This is a genomic window from Halomonas sp. 18071143, from assembly GCF_019211725.1.
Classification (GTDB): domain Bacteria; phylum Pseudomonadota; class Gammaproteobacteria; order Pseudomonadales; family Halomonadaceae; genus Vreelandella; species Vreelandella stevensii.
This window is the reverse complement of record NZ_CP078120.1, coordinates 2,353,400-2,374,161: the sequence shown is the minus strand read 5'-3', so window position 1 is coordinate 2,374,161 and position 20,762 is coordinate 2,353,400. Positions and strand designations below refer to the sequence as shown.

At 59.4% G+C, this 20,762-nt stretch carries 17 protein-coding genes and 1 rRNA gene; 13 read left to right on the top strand and 5 right to left on the bottom strand.

Features of this window, described 5'->3' with window-relative positions; translation table 11 throughout:
- Positions 1 to 7: 7 nt before the first annotated feature.
- The 8 genes from KVY02_RS11080 (at position 8) to KVY02_RS11045 (ending at position 9,151) form a co-directional block, all read left to right on the top strand.
- Complete coding sequence (locus KVY02_RS11080) at positions 8 to 754, top strand: sulfite exporter TauE/SafE family protein (RefSeq protein ID WP_081138416.1); 747 nt, start codon at positions 8 to 10, stop codon at positions 752 to 754.
- 168 nt (positions 755 to 922) lie between these two features.
- Positions 923 to 1,942: a substrate-binding domain-containing protein gene (locus KVY02_RS11075; RefSeq protein ID WP_081138386.1), complete on the top strand. Its 1,020-nt coding sequence runs from the start codon at positions 923 to 925 to the stop codon at positions 1,940 to 1,942.
- 87 nt (positions 1,943 to 2,029) lie between these two features.
- Positions 2,030 to 3,424, top strand: coding sequence for a phosphate ABC transporter permease subunit PstC (gene pstC / locus KVY02_RS11070; protein WP_371317375.1), 1,395 nt, complete (start codon positions 2,030 to 2,032; stop codon positions 3,422 to 3,424).
- A gap of 6 nt (positions 3,425 to 3,430) precedes the next feature.
- Positions 3,431 to 4,789, top strand: coding sequence for a phosphate ABC transporter permease PstA (gene pstA / locus KVY02_RS11065; RefSeq protein WP_016914325.1), 1,359 nt, complete (start codon positions 3,431 to 3,433; stop codon positions 4,787 to 4,789).
- A gap of 90 nt (positions 4,790 to 4,879) precedes the next feature.
- Positions 4,880 to 5,626, top strand: a complete 747-nt coding sequence (pstB, locus tag KVY02_RS11060; protein WP_050980293.1) for a phosphate ABC transporter ATP-binding protein PstB — start codon at positions 4,880 to 4,882, stop codon at positions 5,624 to 5,626.
- Positions 5,627 to 5,755: 129 nt separating this feature from the next.
- Positions 5,756 to 6,787 carry an ArsJ-associated glyceraldehyde-3-phosphate dehydrogenase gene (locus tag KVY02_RS11055; RefSeq protein WP_081138390.1) on the top strand — a complete coding sequence of 344 codons (1,032 nt, stop codon included), beginning with the start codon at positions 5,756 to 5,758 and terminating at the stop codon, positions 6,785 to 6,787.
- Entirely contained in the window at positions 6,780 to 8,003 is a 1,224-nt protein-coding gene (arsJ, locus tag KVY02_RS11050) for an organoarsenical effux MFS transporter ArsJ (protein WP_016914322.1), read from the top strand. The genes KVY02_RS11055 and arsJ overlap by 8 nt, the downstream gene beginning before the upstream one ends.
- Positions 8,000 to 9,151: an MFS transporter gene (locus KVY02_RS11045; RefSeq protein WP_081195741.1), complete on the top strand. Its 1,152-nt coding sequence runs from the start codon at positions 8,000 to 8,002 to the stop codon at positions 9,149 to 9,151. Before arsJ ends, KVY02_RS11045 begins: the two co-directional genes overlap by 4 nt.
- Here the strand turns inward: KVY02_RS11045 and KVY02_RS11040 are convergent.
- The 5 genes from KVY02_RS11040 to KVY02_RS11020 form a co-directional block, all read right to left on the bottom strand.
- Complete coding sequence (locus tag KVY02_RS11040; protein WP_218313539.1) at positions 9,116 to 9,430, bottom strand: CC/Se motif family (seleno)protein; 315 nt, start codon at positions 9,428 to 9,430, stop codon at positions 9,116 to 9,118. The two genes, KVY02_RS11045 and KVY02_RS11040, sit on opposite strands and share 36 nt — an antisense overlap.
- Positions 9,431 to 9,458: 28 nt before the next feature.
- Positions 9,459 to 9,863, bottom strand: coding sequence for an arsenate reductase (glutaredoxin) (arsC, locus tag KVY02_RS11035; RefSeq protein ID WP_016914320.1), 405 nt, complete (start codon positions 9,861 to 9,863; stop codon positions 9,459 to 9,461).
- A gap of 13 nt (positions 9,864 to 9,876) precedes the next feature.
- Positions 9,877 to 10,950: an ACR3 family arsenite efflux transporter gene (gene arsB / locus KVY02_RS11030; RefSeq protein WP_081138396.1), complete on the bottom strand. Its 1,074-nt coding sequence runs from the start codon at positions 10,948 to 10,950 to the stop codon at positions 9,877 to 9,879.
- Between the two features lie 13 nt (positions 10,951 to 10,963).
- On the bottom strand, positions 10,964 to 11,683 hold the full coding sequence (gene arsH / locus KVY02_RS11025) for an arsenical resistance protein ArsH (RefSeq protein ID WP_016914318.1): 720 nt from the start codon (positions 11,681 to 11,683) through the stop codon (positions 10,964 to 10,966).
- Between the two features lie 139 nt (positions 11,684 to 11,822).
- Positions 11,823 to 13,010: an acetyl-CoA C-acyltransferase gene (locus KVY02_RS11020; RefSeq protein ID WP_016914317.1), complete on the bottom strand. Its 1,188-nt coding sequence runs from the start codon at positions 13,008 to 13,010 to the stop codon at positions 11,823 to 11,825.
- A gap of 126 nt (positions 13,011 to 13,136) precedes the next feature.
- Between KVY02_RS11020 and KVY02_RS11015 the strand changes: the two genes are divergently transcribed.
- The 5 genes from KVY02_RS11015 (at position 13,137) to KVY02_RS10995 (ending at position 20,554) form a co-directional block, all read left to right on the top strand.
- Complete coding sequence (locus tag KVY02_RS11015; RefSeq protein WP_218313538.1) at positions 13,137 to 13,700, top strand: TetR/AcrR family transcriptional regulator; 564 nt, start codon at positions 13,137 to 13,139, stop codon at positions 13,698 to 13,700.
- 236 nt (positions 13,701 to 13,936) lie between these two features.
- Positions 13,937 to 15,613 (top strand): AMP-binding protein, encoded by a 1,677-nt coding sequence (locus KVY02_RS11010; protein ID WP_026001748.1) that lies wholly within the window; start codon positions 13,937 to 13,939, stop codon positions 15,611 to 15,613.
- Between the two features lie 31 nt (positions 15,614 to 15,644).
- Complete coding sequence (locus KVY02_RS11005) at positions 15,645 to 16,412, top strand: SDR family NAD(P)-dependent oxidoreductase (protein ID WP_218313537.1); 768 nt, start codon at positions 15,645 to 15,647, stop codon at positions 16,410 to 16,412.
- 228 nt (positions 16,413 to 16,640) lie between these two features.
- The gene (locus tag KVY02_RS11000) at positions 16,641 to 18,446 is read left to right on the top strand and encodes an acyl-CoA dehydrogenase C-terminal domain-containing protein (RefSeq protein WP_081138406.1); all 1,806 of its coding nucleotides are present in this window, start codon (positions 16,641 to 16,643) and stop codon (positions 18,444 to 18,446) included.
- 575 nt (positions 18,447 to 19,021) lie between these two features.
- Positions 19,022 to 20,554, top strand: a 16S ribosomal RNA gene (locus KVY02_RS10995).
- Positions 20,555 to 20,762 lie beyond the last annotated feature (208 nt).

Below are 20,762 nucleotides of genomic sequence, written 5' to 3'. Positions count from 1 at the left end.
CGTGGCGATGCTCGAATGGCTGGCGCTCACCATGGAGCTCTCTTTGGGAATTTCTCTGGCAACATGGCTGGCCTGTGCCGGGGTGCTGCTGCTGGGGGCTTTCGTACAGCGTGCCACGGGGTTTGGCCTGGCGGTCGTCGGGGCACCGCTGCTGCTGATGCTGGAGCCACGGCTGGTGCCGGTGGTGCTGGTGCTGTTCGGTTTTACGGTCTCGCTGATGATGGTGCGCCGCTATTGGCACGAAGTGCATCTGCGCGAGATTAGCGTGGCACTGGTGGGGCGGCTGCCGGGTAATGGGCTGGGAATCTGGCTGCTGCTGGCGGCGCCCATGGCCGTGCTGGAAACGCTGATTGCCGCCATCGTGCTGTTTGCGGTCGGCGTGACGCTGTGCCGTTTTCATTTGCCGGTGAATCGCGTCACGCTGTTCGTGGCCGGTGTACTGTCGGGCATCTTCGGCACCGTGGCAGCCATTGGTGGGCCGCCCATCGTGCTGCTGATGCACGGCTTCTCGCCGGATCGCATGCGCGGCAATCTGGCGGCCTTCTTCGTCATCACCTCACTGCTGACCTTGGCGACGCTGGCGCTGGCGGGGCAGCTCAGCATCTGGCATTTCAAGCTGGCGCTGACGTTCCTGCCTGCCGTGTTGATTGGTAATGCGTTGGCCGATGCGGTCGCCCATCGGCTGGATAAAGTACTGCTACAGCGCTGTTCATTGGCCCTGTGTACCTTGGCGGCACTGGGCTTGCTGCTTTGAGCGTGCCCCAGGCCAACGCTTCGTTAACACTCCTCGCTAAAAAAATTACCGCTGTCATATTTCTGCAATCGTCGCTGTGCAAACTCCTCGGTGTGAAAGGCCAATCGCCAACATTGCGAACGGCTCAAATCGAATAGCCCAGGCATGAAACTAGAAGGGGACACGACGATGAAAGTAACGAAAAAGACACTAGGTGTTGTAGTTGCTGCCGCTCTTGCTACCGGCGTATCGACGGCTGCTACTGCCCGTGACACCGTGCAAATCGCTGGTTCTTCGACGGTACTGCCGTTTGCCAGCATCGTTGCTGAAGAGTTCGGTAACACTTATTCCCAGTTCAACACTCCGGTCGTCGGTTCTGGTGGCTCCGGTGGCGGCCTGCGCCAGTTCTGTCAGGGCGTTGGTGAGAACACCATCGACATCGCCAACTCTTCTCGTGCCATCCGCAGTGGCGAAGTAGCCAACTGTAACGAAAACGGCGTTAATGACATCCTCGAAGTGATGTTCGGCTACGATGGTATCGTGTTTGCATCGCGTATCGACCGTGACGAGTTCGCTCTGACGCCTGAGCACGTGTTCAAGGCCGCTGCCGCTCAAGTCACTCAGGATGGTCAGCTGGTCGACAACCCCTACACCCGCTGGAACGAAATCGACAGCAGCCTGCCCGACCAGGAAATCGTGCTGGTGATTCCGGCTTCCAACCACGGCACCCGTGAAGTATTCGAAGAGAAAGTCATCCACGCTGGCTGTGAAAGCGACGCCAACGTAGAAGGCGATGCCTGTGACTCGCTGCGTGGCGATGGCCGTATCGTCGAAATCGCCGGTGACTACACCGAGACGCTGGCTCGTCTGGATGCCCAGGCAGATGCCGTTGGTGTCTTCGGTCTGAGCTTCTACGACCAGAACCGTGACCGTCTGCAAGTGGCCACGGTGGATGGCGTGACGCCCAGCCTGGAAACCATCGGTTCTGGCGAATACCCCGTTTCTCGTCCGCTGTTCTTCTACGTGAAGGGCGAGCACCTGGACGTGATCCCGGGCCTGGCCGAGTACACCGAGTTCTTCCTGAACGACATGATTTCTGGCTACGGCAGTCCGCTGGAAGACGCTGGTCTGATCCCAATGAGCGAAGAAGAGCGTGCTGAAGCACTGGCTCAATTCGAAGCCCGTACCGTGGTAAGCGTTGAAGAGTAAGACTGCCGCCATCGCTTAACAGCGATGATCAGGTAGGCATTGCGCCAGCATCATGGAAATGGTGCTGGCGCTTAAACGTAGGAAATCATGGGCGGAGAGAGAATGAGTAACATTGCCTTGATAGCCACGCTACTCGTGATAATGGCCTTGGCTTACCACTTGGGGTTAACACGCAGTCGCGCGGTTGCGGCAGAGCACGATGTCAGAATGCATTCGCGCCCCGGTTATTATGGAGCGTTGGTGGCCCTGTGGTGTGGGCTGCCAGCGCTTGCCCTATTTATATTGTGGTCGCTGTTGGCACCACAGTTGATTGATATGCTGGTCGTTCAGCAACTGCCCCCCGAGCTGGTGGCAGGCATGAGCGAGCGTGAAATGAACACCTTGTTGCGGCGTATCACCGCGCTGGCCAACGAGCGTAACGTGGCCGGAGGGGGAAGCGCCGAGGAGTTGGCCGCGGCCGCACACATGGCGCGCCTGCAGACTTTCCAGAACACCACGCTGATCGCGCTGATGGCCGTGGTGGCCGTGGTGGGGCTGGTGTTTGCCCGGCGGCGTATTTCCCCTCAGTGGCGGGCGCGTAATCATGTCGAGCGCGTGATCTCCATTGCGCTGGCTTCCTGCTCCGCCATCGCGATTTTCACCACGGTGGGCATCGTGTTGTCGATGCTCGGTGAAGCGCTGAAGTTCTTCAGCTTCATCAGCCCGGCAGAGTTCTTCCTGGGTACGACCTGGAACCCCCGTTTCAGCACGTCGGGAACCGATGCACAGGGTGAGTTTGGCCTGCTGCCGCTGCTGTGGGGCACCATGATGGTGAGCATCATTGCCTTGCTGGTGGCGATCCCCGTGGGGTTGATGACGGCGATTTACATGGCCGAATACGCGCCCCCCTGGCTGCGTAACGTGGCCAAGCCGATCATCGAAATTCTGGCGGGTATCCCGACTATCGTGTACGGCTTCTTTGCCCTGATCGTCATTGGGCCTTTCCTTTCCAGCCTGGGCGATATGGTCGGTATCAATATCCGCACCACCAGCGCGCTCACCGCGGGCCTGGTGATGGGCATCATGATCATTCCGTTCGTGTCGTCACTGTCTGACGACATCATTACTCAGGTGCCCAAGTCACTGCGCGATGGTGCGCTGGGGCTGGGGGCAACCAAGTCCGAGACCATTCGCCAGGTGGTATTGCCTGCGGCGCTGCCGGGTATCGTTGGTGCCTTTCTGCTGGCGGCCAGCCGCGCCATCGGTGAAACCATGATCGTGGTATTGGCGGCCGGTAATAACCCGGTACTGCACGGTAATCCGTTCGAGGCGGTATCGACCATCACCGTGACCATCGTTAACCAGTTGACCGGGGACATGGACTTTGCCAGCCCACAGTCGCTGGTGGCCTTTGCTCTGGGCTTGACGCTGTTCGTCATTACCCTGGGCCTGAACGTCATCGCACTGGTTGTGGTGCGTAAATACCGCCAGCAATACGAGTAAGCGACCATGTCTATTACGATTGAGCAGCGCCGTCAGCATCGCCTGACCACGATCGAAAACTCGCTGGCAAGACGTCATCGTCAGGAAAAGCGTTTTCGCTTTGCCGGGTTGGCCGCCGTCGTGACCGGCCTGACCCTGGTCGCCATTCTGTTCATCAGTATTCTGATGCGCGGTGTGCCGGCGTTTTGGCAAGCGACGCTCTACCCGGAGGTGTACTTCGACCCCGAAGTGATCCAGCTGGAAGAGAAGCCGGTGCGCGCCAGCGGTGAAAGCCAGTCGGCGTTCAACGAACGTTATTCCGCGTGGCTGACCCAGGCAGGACTGGTCAACTGGCAGTCATTGATCGACCGCGCCATGGAAGAGGCGCTGGGGGTCGAGGTCGAGCCTCAACAGCTACGTGATCTGCGTGCCCTGGTGACCTCGGGTGAGCGCTTTGCACTGCGTGAGAAGTTCATCAAGGATCCTTCCTTGCTGGGCCAGACCGTGGAAGTGAAAATGCTCGCGGCGGCCAACGTCGACGTCTGGATCAAGGGCAATATCGACCGCTCGCTGCCGGATGCGCGTCAGCAGTTGAGTGCCCAGACCCGGGAATGGGCTGACCGCCTTTACGATGAGAACGTCATCCGTAACTCCTTCAGTACGTCGCTGTTCCTGAATACCGACTCGCGCAGCTCGCCTGCGTCGGCGGGCCTGGCAGGGGCCTTCATGGGGTCGCTGTTCATGATGCTGATCGTGATCACGCTTTCGGTCCCCATTGGTGTAGCCAGCGCCATCTACCTGGAAGAGTTCGCGCCCAAGAACCGTTTGACCGATCTCATCGAGATCAATATCAACAATCTGGCAGCCGTGCCTTCCATCGTGTTCGGCTTGCTGGGGGCTTCCATCTTCATAGGCTATCTGGGCATGCCGCTGTCGGCGCCGCTGGTGGGCGGCCTGGTGCTGACGCTGATGACCCTGCCGACCATCATCATCGCTACCAGGGCATCGCTGCGCTCGATTCCGCCCTCCATTCGCCAGGCGGCGTTGGGGATCGGCGCATCGAAAGTGCAGACGGTCTTCCACCATGTATTGCCCTTGGCACTGCCGGGTATCCTGACGGGCTCCATTCTGGGCGTTGCCCAGGCGCTGGGCGAGACGGCACCGCTGCTGCTCATCGGCATGAATGCGTTCGTGTCCAACGTGCCCAGCACGCCATTGGAGCAGTCGGCTGCGCTACCGGTACAGATCTATCTATGGCAGGGTAACGAGCTGCGCAATTTCTTCGAGGCGCGTACGTCAGCGGCCATCATTGTACTGCTGGGGTTGATGCTGAGCCTGAACGCACTGGCAATCTGGCTGCGTAAAAAATTCGAGACGAGGTGGTAAGTGAATACTTCAACAGAGCCCAAGACATCCCCATTGGTGAGCGTAGGCGCTGGCGAGAGCCGCACCAGTAAAGCCACCGACAAGGTCAAGATGAGCGCCCAGGACGTCAAGGTCTTTTACGGTGCCAGTCAGGCGATCAATGGTATCAGCCTGGATGTGTACGAAAACGAAGTGCTGGCGTTCATCGGGCCTTCTGGCTGCGGTAAGTCGACCTTTCTGCGCTGCTTGAACCGCATGAACGACACCATCGACATCTGTCGGGTCGAGGGCAAGATCACCTTGGATGACAAGGATATCTATGCCCCGGATCGCGATGTGGTACTCCTGCGTGCCCAGGTAGGCATCGTGTTTCAGAAGCCCAATCCGTTTCCCAAGTCGATTTATGAAAACATCGCCTATGGCCCGCGTCTGCACGGTCTGGCAAAGCGCAAGGCCGAGCTGGACGACATCGTCGAGAGCAGCCTGCGCCGTGCCGGGCTCTGGGAAGAGGTCAAGGATCGACTGGATCAGCCGGGCACCGGGTTGTCGGGTGGCCAGCAGCAGCGCCTGTGCATTGCCCGCACTGTGGCCGTCAGCCCGGACATCATCCTGATGGATGAGCCGTGCTCGGCCCTCGACCCCATCGCGACGGCCAAGGTGGAGCAGCTGATCGATGAGCTCAGCGAGAGCTATACCATCGTCATGGTGACCCACAACATGCAGCAGGCGGCACGCGTGGCCGACCGTACGGCGTTCTTCCACATGGGGGATCTGGTGGAGGTGGACAGCACCGACCAGATCTTCACCAATCCGCAAGACCAGCGTACCCACGATTACATCACGGGGCGCTTCGGGTGATCACGCCGTACTGATCACGGGTTACCCGCAGGGGGCGTGGCCGCCTGCGGGTTCGATAGCTGGTTTTTTTTGATTTTTAATATATGATTTTTCATATATTGACGATTCACTTGGCTCTGGAGGTTCAGCATGTCACTACGCATTGGTATCAACGGGTTTGGCCGTATTGGTCGTCTGGCACTGCGCAGCCTGTGGGCGCGAGCCGCTGCCGACGAGGTAACCCTGGTGCGCATCAACGACCCGGGCGGCGATGCGGCGACGTTTGCTCACCTGCTGGAGTTCGACTCGGTACATGGCCAGTGGGCGCCGGGGCAGGGCATTGGCGCTACCCCGGAGGCGATCACCATCGATGGCCGTACCATCGCCTTCAGCGCCCACAAGACGATTGCCGAAGGTGACTGGTCTGGTTGCGATGTGGTGATCGAATGCTCCGGCAAGATGAAAACCACGGAGAAGCTGCAGGCCTATCTGGATCAGGGGGTCGAGCGTGTGGTGGTCAGTGCGCCGGTCAAGGAGGAGGGCGTGCTCAACGTGGTGGTGGGCGTCAACGATCATCTGTTCGACCCCGCTACGCACCGCATCGTCACTGCGGCCAGCTGCACCACCAACTGTCTGGCCCCCGTGGTCAAGGTCATTCTGGAAACGTTCGGTATTCGTCATGGTTCCATGACCACGGTGCACGACATTACCAATACCCAGACGATTCTGGACGCACCGCACAAGGACCTGCGCCGGGCGCGCGCCTGCGGCATGAGCCTGATTCCCACCACCACCGGTTCGGCCAAGGCGATCACCGCCATCTTTCCCGAACTGACCGGCAAGCTGAACGGCCATGCGATTCGCGTGCCGCTGGCCAATGCCTCGCTGACCGATATGGTATTCGAGCTCGAGCGCGAAGTGACCGTCGAGGAGGTCAATCAGGCGCTCAAGATGGCCGCAGAGGGGCCCTTGAAGGGGATTCTGGGTTACGAGGAGCGGCCGCTGGTGTCTATCGACTATCGCACCGACCCGCGCAGTTCGGTCATCGATGCGCTCTCGACCATGGTCGTGAATGGTACGCAGCTGAAGCTCTACGCCTGGTACGACAACGAGTGGGGGTATGCCAACCGCACCGCTGAGCTTGCCTGGAAGGTGGGCAAGGAGCAGGCGCGCCGTGGCTGAGTCGCTCAGGGCACGCATTGGCGCACTGCCTTTCGAAGTGCGCCAGTATATGCTGATCACGGGCAACTACTGGGCGTTTACCATCACCGATGGGGCCCTGCGGATGCTGGTGGTGATGTACTTCCACCAGTTGGGTTACTCGCCGCTGCAAATCGCCATGCTGTTTCTGTTCTACGAAGCGTTTGGCGTGGTGACCAATCTGGTGGGAGGGTGGTTGGGCGCGCGGTTGGGGCTCAACCGCACCATGAACGTGGGGCTGGGGCTGCAGATCGTGGCGCTTGCCATGCTCATGGTGCCTGCCGGAATGCTTACCGTCGTTTGGGTCATGGCGGCCCAGGCGCTGTCGGGTATTGCCAAAGACCTGAACAAGATGAGCGCCAAAAGCGCGGTGAAAGTGCTGGTGCCGGCTGATAGCGCCAATGCCAACAGCGCCTTGTACCGCTGGGTCGCGATGTTGACCGGCTCCAAAAATGCCCTGAAAGGGCTGGGCTTTTTTGTGGGCGGCGTGCTGTTGACGCTGATCGGCTTTCGCGGCGCGGTGGTGGCCATGGCGCTGATGCTGGGTGCCGTGCTGGGGCTGTCGCTGTGGCGGTTGAAGGCTGACCTTGGCAAACAGAAGGTCAAGCCAAAGTTTTCCGAGATTTTCTCCAAGTCCCGCGCCATCAATGTGCTTTCGGCGGCGCGCTTCTGCCTGTTCGCCTCCCGGGACGTGTGGTTTGTCGTGGCCTTGCCGGTATTCCTCTATGATCAGCATGGCTGGAGCCACTGGACCGTGGGTGGGCTATTGGCCGCCTGGATCATTGGCTACGGCGGGGTGCAGACCCAGGCGCCCAGGCTCACCGCACTGTTCCGTGGAGACGCTCGGATGCTCACGGCTGGCTGGGCCGCCGCGCTTGCCGTGCTCGCCATTCTGCTGGCTCTGCTGCCCCTGGCACAGGTGGGGTGGCTGGTAGTGGGGCTGCTGGCCTTCGGCGTGCTGTTTGCCGTCAACTCCAGCTGGCACAGTTATCTGATCGTCCACTATGCCCGTGCCGATGGCGTGTCCATGGACGTAGGCTTCTACTACATGGCCAACGCCATGGGCCGCCTGGTCGGCACGCTGCTCTCGGGCTGGCTCTACATGGCCTATGGTTTGAGTGCGTGCCTGTGGGTGGCGGCGGCGCTGGTGGCTGCCAGCGCGCTCATGGCACTGGCGCTGCCCAGGCAGGTGGCGTGATTCGCTCGCCTGGCGCTGGCCTGACGCTCACCCTGGGGAGTGCCCAGACCCTTGCCTGGGCGTCCAGCTACTATCTGCCCGCCATTCTGGCGGGGCCCATGGCGCTGGAATTGGAGCTGTCCACTCGCTGGATATTTGGCGCCTTCTCGGCAGCGTTGCTGCTGGTCGCCATGTTGGGACCCAGCGTCGGGCGCTTGATCGATCGCCAGGGCGGGCGCGGTGTGCTGATGGCCTCGAACGCCATCATGGCGGTGGGCTTGTTGGCACTGGCGCTGGCGCAAGGGGCGGTGACACTGGTGCTGGCATGGTTGCTGATGGGCGTGGGCATGGCGCTGGGTCTTTACGATGCGGCCTTTGCCACGCTGGGGCGGCTGCTGGGGAGTCATGCCAGGGCATCGATTACCGGCGTGACCCTGGTGGCAGGATTTGCCAGTACTCTTGGCTGGCCCATCACTGCCTTCATCGAGAGCGAGTGGGGCTGGCGTGCTGCCTGCGCCAGCTGGGCGCTTGCCCATGTCGTGTTGGGAATGCCCTTGAACGCTCGCTTGCCCAAGGCCGAGCGAGCGCTCTCCAGCGCGTCGAGCCCTGCGTCTGAGGCGCCTGAACAGCCGCGTTTTACCCTGCTGCTGCTGGCGTACGTGTTCGCGGCGGGCTGGTTCGTCTCCACGGCCATGGCCGCCCACCTTCCCAGGCTGCTGCAAGAGAGTGGCGTTTCTCTGTCGGTGGCGATTGCAGCGGCTGCTCTGGTGGGGCCTGCGCAAGTAGCGGCGCGCATGGGGGAGTTCGTTTTGCTGCGCCGTTTTCACCCCTTGTTCGCAGGCAGGATCGCTACCACGCTGCATCCCGTGGGCGCCGGGTTGCTGACGTTTTTCGGCATGCCGGCCGCCGGGTTTGCGTTGCTGCATGGCGCGGGTAACGGCATGATGACGATTGCCTCGGGGACGCTGCCCCTGGCACTGTTTGGCCCGCAGGGGTTTGGGCGCAGGCAGGGGCTCATCATGATGCCCGCTCGGGCCTTGCAGGCTATGGCGCCGCTGTTGTTTGGGCTGCTGATCGACCAGTGGGGCGCAGCCGCGCTATGGCTGACGTCGCTGCTCATGCTGGCAGCCACGCTAGCGCTGCTGAGTATCCCGGCTCCCCGGCGTTAACGGGGCGCCATCCAGGAACAGCCGCCTGAATTTCCACCATCCTTCCACCCGTAATCGCAGGCCTTGCCAGGCAAGGGACGGCTCTATCCAGAGGTCGGCCTCTGGCAACTGATGATATTCGAAGGCCGATGTGTCGCTTGGCGCGCCCAGCTCTGCCACGGCGATATGTGCCGTCCCGCCACAGCAGCCATGACGTGGCGAACGGCGTACCGTCACCACGCCTCCGTGCTGCTGGATGAATGCCACGGCAGGGTGCTCCATCTTGATGACTTGACGCATGACGCTCCTGGCTGCCCATGCCGGGCGGTTAGGTGGGGGGATAGTAAACGGTCTCTCCGTCTTCCTTGGTAAATTGTGCAACAGGGTGGTCCAGGAGCGCCAATACCTGCTCGGATGGGCGGCATAATCGCGTGCCCTTGGGCGTACTGACGATGGGCCGGTTGATGAGCAGCGGGTGAGCCATCATGGCGTCGATGAGCTGGTCATCGCTCAACGTCGGGTCGTCGAGCTGCAGTTCATCATAAGGCGTCCCTTTCTGGCGCAAGAGCGCCCTGGGGGGCAGCTGCATCATGGCCAGCAGTGCCAACAGCCGCTCTCGGCTGGGCGGCGTTTCCAGGTAGTGGATCACCTGCGGTATTTCTCCCGATGCTTCGATCATGGCCAGCGTATTACGCGACGTGCCACACGCAGGGTTGTGATAGATCACGATCATGGCGGGGTCCTCATCAGGAGGGTTGGGCTGCAGGAAAATGCGCGCGCGTTTTATTGGCGATACGCACCAGGGCCAGCATGAGCGGCACTTCTACCAGCACGCCGACCACCGTGACCAGGGCTGCTCCAGACTGCAGGCCAAACAGCGCGATGGCGGCGGCCACGGCGAGTTCAAAAAAATTGCTGGCACCAATCATTGCTCCCGGTGCGGCGATATTATGCGGTACGCGCCACGCCTTGGCCCAACCGTAGGCGATGAAGAAAATAAGAAAGGTCTGAATGATCAGCGGAATGGCAATCAGCACGATATGCAGCGGATTGCTCAGGATGACATCGCCTTGAAAAGCAAACAGTAAGACCAGCGTGACGATCAGGCCCATGGGGGTGACCGGGGCCAGGCGTTTCATGAACACCTTGTCGTACCATTCGGCGCCTTTTCTGGCCATCAGCGCTTTGCGAGTGACATAGCCAGCGGCCAGGGGAATGACGATGTAGAGCACGACCGAGAGCAGCACCGTGTTCCACGGGACCTGGATGTTCGAGATGCCCAACAGCAGAACCACGATGGGGGCAAAGGCAAACAGCATGATCAGATCATTCAGCGCTACCTGTACCAGGGTGTAAGCCGCGTCGCCCCGTGTCAGGTAGCTCCATACGAACACCATGGCCGTGCAGGGGGCGGCCCCCAGCAGAATCGCCCCGGCCAGATACTGGTTGGCCAGCGCTTCAGGGATGAACGGGCGGAAAATCACCATGAAGAAGAGCCAGGCCAGCGCGAACATGGTGAATGGCTTGATCAGCCAGTTGACGGTGGTGGTGATGGTCAGCCCCTTGGGCTGACGGCGCACACCGGCGACCGCGCTGAAGTCGATTTGGGCCATCATCGGGAAAATCATTGCCCAGATCAGCACGGCGATGGGCAGCGACACCTGAGCATACTCAAAGCGCGCCAGGGTTTCCGGTACCTGGGGCGCCCATTGACCCACGGCGATACCGACCATGATGGCAATGGCTACCCAGAGCGACAAATAGCGCTCGAAAAGCCCCATGTCGGCGCTGCTGGGGGTGGCTGGCTGTGGCTGTGTCATGTTCACTCCTTGTTCAAATGGCGCGCTGGTTGACCCGTCGGGAGAGCTCTTCGGCACTCTCCTTGCGCTCGGAGTAGCGGTCGGTCAGCAGGTCGCTGCGCTCTCGGGTCAGCAGCGTGAATTTCATCAGCTCTTCCATGACGTCCACGATGCGGTCATAGAAAGGTGAGGGTTTCATGCGGTCGTCGTCATCGAACTCCATGAAGGCCTTGGGCACCGAGGATTGGTTGGGAATGGTCAGCATCCGCATCCAGCGACCCAGAATACGCAGCTGATTCACCGTATTGAACGACTGGGAACCGCCGCACACCTGCATGACTGCCAGTGTCTTGCCTTGGGTGGGTCTGACACCCCCCAGTGCCAGAGGAATCCAGTCGATCTGTGCCTTCATGATGCCGGTCATGGCGCCATGCCGTTCGGGGGAGCACCAGACCATGCCTTCCGCCCACTGGGCCAGTGTGCGCAGCTCTTCCACTTTGGGGTGGCTGGCATCCTCGGCATCGGGGAGAGGCAGTCCGCTGGGGTCATAGATGCGTGTTTGAGCCCCCATGGCTTCGAGCAGGCGCGCAGCTTCCTCGACGACCAGTCGGCTGAAAGAGCGTTTGCGTAGCGAGCCATACAGCAGCAGGATGTTGGGGGAGGGGAGGTCGTTACTCGTCAACCCCAGGGATTCCGGGCTGGGAATCTTGAACAGGGCAGGGTCGAGGTTGGGTAAGGTGTCGAAGTGTGCCATGTGAAGGTCCGTTAAAACGATGTCCTTCATTTTGGCATTGATATATGAATTTTCATATATCTTTTATGGCAACCTCCACCATTTTGTCAGCCATGGTCCAGACGCGCTTCATCGCTGCCGCCATGAAGCGCGCTGTGAATCAGTCGATCAGCTCGACCGCCACGGCGGTTGCTTCACCGCCGCCAATGCACAAGCTGGCGATGCCGCGTTTGCCGCCTTTCTGGCGCAAGGCATGAATCAGCGTGGCGATGATGCGTGAGCCGGTAGAGCCGATGGGATGCCCCTGGGCACAGGCGCCGCCAAACACGTTGACCTTTTCATGAGGCAGGCCCAGATCATCCATGGCCATCAGCGTGACGACCGCAAAGGCTTCGTTGATCTCGAACAGGTCCACATCATTGACGCCCCAGCCAAGCTTTTTCATCAGCTTCTCGATGGCTCCTACCGGCGCGATGGTAAACTCGCTGGGATGACGCGAGTGGGTGGCATGCCCCAGCATTCTGGCCAGCGGTTTGACACCGTGACGCTGTGCTGCTTCATGGCTCGATAAAATCAGCGCCGAGGCGCCGTCGGAGATCGAACTCGCATTGGCGGCGGTAATGGTGCCATCTTTTGCAAACGCTGGGCGCAGCTGGCGAATCTTGTCCAGTTTGGCCTGAAAGGGCTGCTCATCGTGGGACACCACGGTTTCACCTTGGCGGGTCGTCACCGTGACGGGCGCCATCTCGGCATCCAGGTCGCCATGGTTGGTGGCGGCCATGGCCCGTTCCAGCGAGGCAATCGCGAAATCGTCCAGCCGTTCACGGCTGTAGCCACGCTCGGTGGCCACCTCTTGTGCAAAGACCCCCATCAGCTTGCCGGTTTCGGCATCTTCCAGGCCATCGAGAAACATGTGGTCCTTCAGCTCACCGTGGCCCAGGCGATAGCCGCCGCGTGCCTTGGTCAGCACATGGGGGGCATTCGACATGGACTCCATGCCGCCTGCCAGCACTATTGCTCCACTGCCCGCCTTGATCAGGTCATGGGCCAGCATGGCCGCTTTCATGCCAGAGCCGCAGAGTTTGTTGATGGTCGTGGCACCATTGGCATCGGGAATGCCTGCCTGTCGCATGGCCTGGCGTGCCGGACCTTGCTTGACTCCGCCAGGCAGAACGCAGCCCATGATGCCCTCTTCGACGAGCGCAGCGTCGATGCCTGCTCGCTCGATGGCGGCGCGTATGGCCACGGCGGCCAGCTCCGGGGCGCTCAAGGTGGAAAGGCTGCCCATCATGCCCCCCATGGGGGTGCGGGTGGCGGATAAAAAGACGATGTCGGTAGCGTTACTCATGGCCTATCTCCTGATAGATTGTTGTGATTATCGTGCTGAGCGGCTAGCGATGCGTTGACCCGCTGGCGGGGCTGTGGTCTTCTCCTAGCTAACCAAGCAAGCGCTAGTGTAAATGACATGAATGTAATGAATGCCTCTCCTCGCCGCAAGGAATTGACGCGCTTAGCCGCTCAGCTATTCGTTCAAGAGGGCTTTGACCGCACCACGGTGCGCATGCTAGCCCAGGAAATGGGCATCAAGTCTGGCAGCCTGTTTCATCACTTCAAGGATAAGCAGGAAATTCTGGCAGCGGTGATCGAGGAGGGCGCTCAGAACGCACTGGCCATCGCCAGAGCGGCGCTACAGGCGTGCCCCGATCAGCCAGAGGCGCGTTTGCATGCCATGGCGCGGGCACACCTCGATACGCTGTTTGCCGACCGTAATGCCCATGTGGTGGCGCTGTTCGAATGGCGTCGCCTGGCCCCCGCGGCCAGCGCTCACTTGAGCCATTTGCGCGATGCCTACGAGGCCATGTGGGTCGAGGTGATCGACGATGCTCTGGCAGCAGGGCTCATTCATGGAGACCGCTTTCTGGTTTCCCGCTTTATTCTCGGTGCCTTGAACTGGACCGTTCGCTGGTACGATCCCAATGGCCCGCGCACCCCGGACAACCTGGCCGATGAGCTGGTCGCGATGATCCTGTCTCGATGATTTTTTCTCGATGATTTTTTCTTGATAGTTCCTGGCCCCCTCTGGCTTCGCCAACCGCTGTCTGATCGACCAACGTCTAACCCTCTCGAGCGGCTTGTGGCTTGCGCTCCTGAGTAAATGCTTTTAGCGTTGAGATATTCGGTAGGCTTCCGTTAACGTAAACGGACAATAACACCAATACTACGTGGAATCCTGCCTGACCCAGTGCTCACGACCAACAACACAAGAGAGCCGTCATGACAGCGACATCAGCAGCAACCTCACTTCCCGCGTATTCGACATTTCTCGAGGATTTTTCAATAGATAGCGTCGTCGCCAGGCTGGATGACCACCACGATGGGTGCCTGAATGCCTACGAGGCTTGCTGTGGAAGGCACGTGCGTCAGGGCCGTGGTGATGTGCTGGCGCTGGTGCATGAAGATACCCAAGGCCAAACCCATACGCTGACCTATGCCGAACTGGAGCAGCAGAGTGGGCATCTGGCAGGGTGGCTGAAAAGCCAGGGGCTGGGGGAGGGGGACCGAATTGCCTGCATGCTGCCGCGTTCGGCAGCGCTGTTGGTGGCCGTGCTCGCCACCTGGCGGATTGGTGCGGTCTACCAGCCGCTCTTTACCGCGTTTGGGCCCGATGCGGTCGATTACCGGTTGGGCCGTGCGGATACCAAACTGGTGATTACCGATCATGCCAATCGCTATAAATTCGATGGCCTGAGCCAGTGCCCGCCGGTGCTGGCCGTAGGTGGCGCTACCCGTGAGCACGCTCAGGATCATGATTGGCAGGCGGCATTGACGTATACGTCAATTAGCGATACGCCGCCTCGACTGTCGCCGGACCAGCCGTTCCTGCAGATGTTTACCTCGGGGACGGTCGGCAAGCCCAAAGGCGTTGCTGTGCCCCTGTCGGGTATGACGGCCTTTGCGCTCTATATGGAGCTGGCGGTCGACCTGCGTGAGGAGGATCGTTTCTGGAACATGGCCGACCCCGGCTGGGCCTACGGCCTGTATTACGCCATTGCCGGGCCGCTGCTGTTGGGGGTAACGACACACTTTTGCGAAGCTGGCTTCAGTGCCGAAGGCGCGCTGGCGTTCATGAAACGTCATCAGATCACCAATTTCGCCGCCGCGCCGACGGCCTACCGCCTCATGAAGGCGTCTGGCCTGTTCGACGACGCTCACCAGACCCTGACGCTACGGGCGGCCAGCTCCGCAGGGGAGCCGCTCAATACCGAGGTGGTCACCTGGGTGGAAAAATCGTTGGGCTGTCCGGTGATGGATCACTATGGCCAGACAGAAACGGGCATGACCTGTAACAACCACCACTCCCTGGGCCACCCCAAGCACGTGGGGGCCATGGGCGTCCCGATGCCGGGCTATCGTCTGGCCATTCTCGACGCTGAATACAACGAGCTGCCGCCTGGCGAGCCTGGCGTACTGGCAGTGGATATCAAGCGCTCGCCAGCCCACTTTTTCCAAGGCTATACCTGGCAGGAGAAAGACCCCTTCGTCAACGGCTACTACCTGACCGGTGATGTGGTCATTCGTAATGAAGATGGGTCGTTCCAGTTTGCTGGTCGTGATGATGACATCATTACCACGGCGGGCTACCGAGTGGGGCCAACGGATGTCGAGAATAGCGTCATGACGCACCCGGCGGTGGCCGAGTCCGCCGCCGTGGGGCAGCCGGATGAGATTCGTGGCGAAGTCATCAAGTCGTACATCGTACTGCGCGATGGCTTCGAGCCCAGCGATGCGCTGGCGGAGGAGATTCGCCAGCAGGTACGCGAGCGGCTCTCTACTCACGCTTTTCCTCGGGTCATCGAGTTCGTCGATGAGCTGCCCAAAACACCCAGTGGCAAGATTCAGCGCTTCAAACTGCGTGCTCAAGCCGCCGAGCAAGCGCGCCACAACTCATGATTCACAGGACATCATTCAGAGGAAGAGTGCCATGCAGGTAAAGGATCGTACGTTTTTGATTACCGGGGCGGCCTCAGGGCTAGGGGCGGCGACGGCAGCACGACTGGTAAAGGCGGGTGGGAAGGTGGTGCTGTGCGACATGAGTGATCGTGTTGCGGACCTTGCCGAGCAGCTGGGGTCTCAGGCGCACGCCTGCATCGCCGACATTACCTCCGCCGACGACATTCAGGAGGCGGTGAACAAGGCCGTTGCGCTGGGGGGCGAAAGCCGCCTTTCGGGAGTGGTTCATTGTGCGGGCGTGGTCAGCGTGGCCAAGCTGGTGGATCGGCAAGGCAACCCGGCAGATCTCGAGAGCTATGCGCGCACCATTCAGATTAATCTGGTAGGTACCTTCAATGTCATGCGTCTGGCGGCCGCCACCATGGCCAGCAATCCGCCAGACGAAGGGGGTGAGCGGGGCGTCATCATCAATACCGCATCGATTGCCGCGTTCGATGGGCAAGTCGGGCAGTGCGCCTACAGTGCCTCCAAGGCGGGGGTTGTGGGCATGAGTTTGCCTGCTGCCAGAGAGCTGTCGCGTCACGCCATTCGTGTCATGGCCATTGCGCCAGGGGTATTCGAAACACCCATGATGAGCGAGATACCGGACGAGGCTGCCCAGGCGTTGGCCGCTGCGGTGCCTTTTCCCAAGCGTTTGGGCAAGCCTGACGAGTTCGCGCTGCTGGCCGAGCAGATCATTACCAACCCGATGCTCAATGGTGAAGTGATTCGCCTGGACGGCGGCATCCGAATGCAGTGATCGACGCTCAGTAAGCCCTGATGGATATCCTGCCCGTGCTTTTGGGGCAGGTTTTTTTATTTTAAAAACATGCCATTAGAAGGGTGGCGACCAAAGTTGTAGCCGGTTTTGCGGTTTAATTCAAACGACTGCTTGACTGTGTCGGGCCTGCGCGCTAATTTTCAAACACGTGTTTGAAAGTGTGTGCTGAGTAGCAGCCCTTTCATCCCCCCGTTTAGGAGAAGTGACATGCCCAGCTATCAAGCCCCCCTGCGTGACATGCGTTTCGTGATGAACGAAATGTTTGATTACCCCAGCCACTACGCGGCACTCCCCAACGGTGAAGAAGCGTCTCCCGATGTTGTCGGAGCGATTCTGGAAGAGGGTGCTCGTTTTGCTCGTGACGTGCTGCTGCCATTGAACCAGAGCGGTGATGAAGAGGGTTGTCTGCTGGAAGGTGGCGAGGTCAAGGCGCCCCGTGGTTTCAAGGAGGCCTACCAGCAGTATGTCGAAGGGGGTTGGCCAAGCCTGGCGGCGGACCCTGAGCAAGGCGGGCAGGGGCTGCCGCCTTCACTGGCCATGATGCTCTCCGAAATGATCTGCTCCACCAACCTGGCGTGGGGCATGTATCCGGGGCTTTCCCACGGCGCCGCAGACGCGCTGCGTCATCATGGAACCGAGGCGCAAAAGGCCACTTACCTCACCAAGCTGGTCGAGGGCGTATGGACCGGCACCATGTGTTTGACCGAACCCCATTGCGGTACCGACCTTGGGCTGATCAAGACCCGTGCGGTTCCTGCTGAGGGCGACACGTATCAGATCACCGGCACCAAGATCTTCATTTCTGCCGGTGAGCACAATCTGGCCGAGAACATCGTTCATCTGGTGCTGGCCAAGCTGCCGGATGCGCCGGAAGGCTCCAAAGGCATTTCACTGTTCGTCGTACCCAAGTTCCTGCCCGATGCCGAGGGTAATCCCGGGCAGCGCAATGGTGTCAGCTGTGGCTCTCTTGAGCACAAGATGGGTATTCACGGCAACGCAACGTGCGTCATGAACTTCGATGGTGCCACGGGCTACCTGGTAGGCGCGCCGAACAAGGGTTTGGCTTGCATGTTCACCATGATGAATGCGGCCCGTCTGGGCGTGGGGATTCAAGGGCTTGGTCTGATGGAGGCCAGCTTCCAGAACTCGCTCAGCTATGCCCGTGATCGTTTGCAGATGCGTGGCCTTTCAGGTGTTCAGGCCCCTGATAAAGCCGCCGACCCGATCATTGTCCATCCCGACGTGCGTCGTATGCTGCTGACCCAAAAAGCCTTTGCAGAAGGCGGGCGCATGCTGGTGCTGTACACCGCCCAGATGCTGGATGTGGTCGAGCATGGCGCAGCAGGTGAAGAGAAGGAGCGTGCCGAGACCTTGCTTGGCCTGCTGACGCCGATCGTGAAGGCCTTCCTGACGGAAGTGGGCTTCGAGTGTACCAATGAAGGCGTGCAGATTTTTGGCGGTCACGGTTTCATCAAAGAGTGGGGCATGGAGCAGTTGGTACGTGATGCGCGTATCACGCGTCTCTATGAAGGCACGACCGGTATCCAGGCGCTGGATCTGCTGGGCCGCAAGGTGCTGATGAGCCAGGGTGAATCTCTCAAGGTCTTCACCAAGGAGATCCACAAGTTCTGCCAGGCTGAAGCCGACAACCCTGCGCTCAAGGAATTCATCGAGCCGCTGGCCAAGCTCAATGCCCAGTGGGGTGAACTCACCATGGGTATCGGTATGAAAGCCATGCAGGATCGTGAAGAAGTAGGGGCTGCCAGCGTCGATTACCTTATGTACTCCGGCTATGTCGCTGTCGCCTATCTGTTTGCTCGCGCTGCCAAGCAGGCCGCTAGCGCACAGGGGGGTGAAGATGCCGCTTTCTACACGGCCAAACTGAATACCGCGCGTTTCTACTACCAGCGTCTGCTGCCACGTACCAGGGCGCACGCCGCCATGATCCAGGCAGGTGCCGGTAGCTTGATGGCGATTTCCAGCGAAGATTTTGGCCTGGGCTTCGAGATCTAAGCCCACGCCTTTGCCAGGCACTCTCTGGTCAGGGTACTGATCGGTGGTTTGCGGCAGGTTTGCCCTCGGGCATTACCTGCCGCTTTTTTATCTCGACTATTTTGAAAACTTTTTAAAAAAGCCCTTGCCAACCCGGCAGCGAATCCGTAAAGTACGCATCCGCTGCCGGGGACGCCAAGCGTTACCAGCGGTGAAGAAGGTTGAAAAACCTTCGGTTTGTCAGGAAGTTAGTGTCATCTGTTGGTTGGATTGATCGCTCGCTTCACACGCTGAAAACAGCCCTTGACAAACACCACGGAATGCGTAGAATACGCCTTCCTCGCTGAGGCAACACGGTTCAGGTCACCGAGCCCGTCGCAGCGAACTCAAGAAAGTTGCTCTTTAACAATTTGATCAGGTAATTCATGTGGGCGCTTGCCGATGAGGGTGAATCATCACCTAATATCAAGGCAAGCGAACACCAGGATACTCTTCGGAGTATCACAGTGAATTCGTTTGAACCTTGAGCCAAGTTTGATCCGCTTTTGTTGTCTTCGGCTAGTCCTGAGATGGCGAGTAAGGATCGCATTGATCTTAAACTGAAGAGTTTGATCATGGCTCAGATTGAACGCTGGCGGCAGGCCTAACACATGCAAGTCGAGCGGTAACAGGGGGTGCTTGCACCCCGCTGACGAGCGGCGGACGGGTGAGTAATGCATAGGAATCTGCCCGATAGTGGGGGATAACCTGGGGAAACCCAGGCTAATACCGCATACGTCCTACGGGAGAAAGGGGGCTTCGGCTCCCGCTATCGGATGAGCCTATGTCGGATTAGCTGGTTGGTGAGGTAAAGGCTCACCAAGGCGACGATCCGTAGCTGGTCTGAGAGGATGATCAGCCACATCGGGACTGAGACACGGCCCGAACTCCTACGGGAGGCAGCAGTGGGGAATATTGGACAATGGGGGGAACCCTGATCCAGCCATGCCGCGTGTGTGAAGAAGGCCCTCGGGTTGTAAAGCACTTTCAGTGAGGAAGAACGCCTGGTGGTTAATACCCATCAGGAAAGACATCACTCACAGAAGAAGCACCGGCTAACTCCGTGCCAGCAGCCGCGGTAATACGGAGGGTGCGAGCGTTAATCGGAATTACTGGGCGTAAAGCGCGCGTAGGTGGCTTGATAAGCCGGTTGTGAAAGCCCCGGGCTCAACCTGGGAACGGCATCCGGAACTGTCAAGCTAGAGTGCAGGAGAGGAAGGTAGAATTCCCGGTGTAGCGGTGAAATGCGTAGAGATCGGGAGGAATACCAGTGGCGAAGGCGGCCTTCTGGACTGACACTGACACTGAGGTGCGAAAGCGTGGGTAGCAAACAGGATTAGATACCCTGGTAGTCCACGCCGTAAACGATGTCGACCAGCCGTTGGGTGCCTAGCGCACTTTGTGGCGAAGTTAACGCGATAAGTCGACCGCCTGGGGAGTACGGCCGCAAGGTTAAAACTCAAATGAATTGACGGGGGCCCGCACAAGCGGTGGAGCATGTGGTTTAATTCGATGCAACGCGAAGAACCTTACCTACTCTTGACATCCTGCGAATTTGGTAGAGATACCTTAGTGCCTTCGGGAACGCAGAGACAGGTGCTGCATGGCTGTCGTCAGCTCGTGTTGTGAAATGTTGGGTTAAGTCCCGTAACGAGCGCAACCCTTGTCCTTATTTGCCAGCGCGTAATGGCGGGAACTCTAAGGAGACTGCCGGTGACAAACCGGAGGAAGGTGGGGACGACGTCAAGTCATCATGGCCCTTACGAGTAGGGCTACACACGTGCTACAATGGTCGGTACAAAGGGTTGCCAACTCGCGAGAGTGAGCCAATCCCGAAAAGCCGATCTCAGTCCGGATCGGAGTCTGCAACTCGACTCCGTGAAGTCGGAATCGCTAGTAATCGTGGATCAGAATGCCACGGTGAATACGTTCCCGGGCCTTGTACACACCGCCCGTCACACCATGGGAGTGGACTGCACCAGAAGTGGTTAGCCTAACGCAAGAGGGCGATCACCACGGTGTGGTTCATGACTGGGGTGAAGTCGTAACAAGGTAGCCGTAGGGGAACCTGCGGCTGGATCACCTCCTTAAACGATGTCTTCCCCTCGCGGCAAGCGCTCACAATGAATTACCTGATCAGAATGCTGTTGATGCGCAGTGATAAACGCGCTTTCACGTTGAAAGAAAAAGAAAGACCTTCTTTTTTCTTTTAAAATGAAAGGAACAGCGTGTTTATCACTGCCTATGGCAGTCGCTCTTTAACAATGTATATCATGCTGACAAGAACGTTTCTTAAAG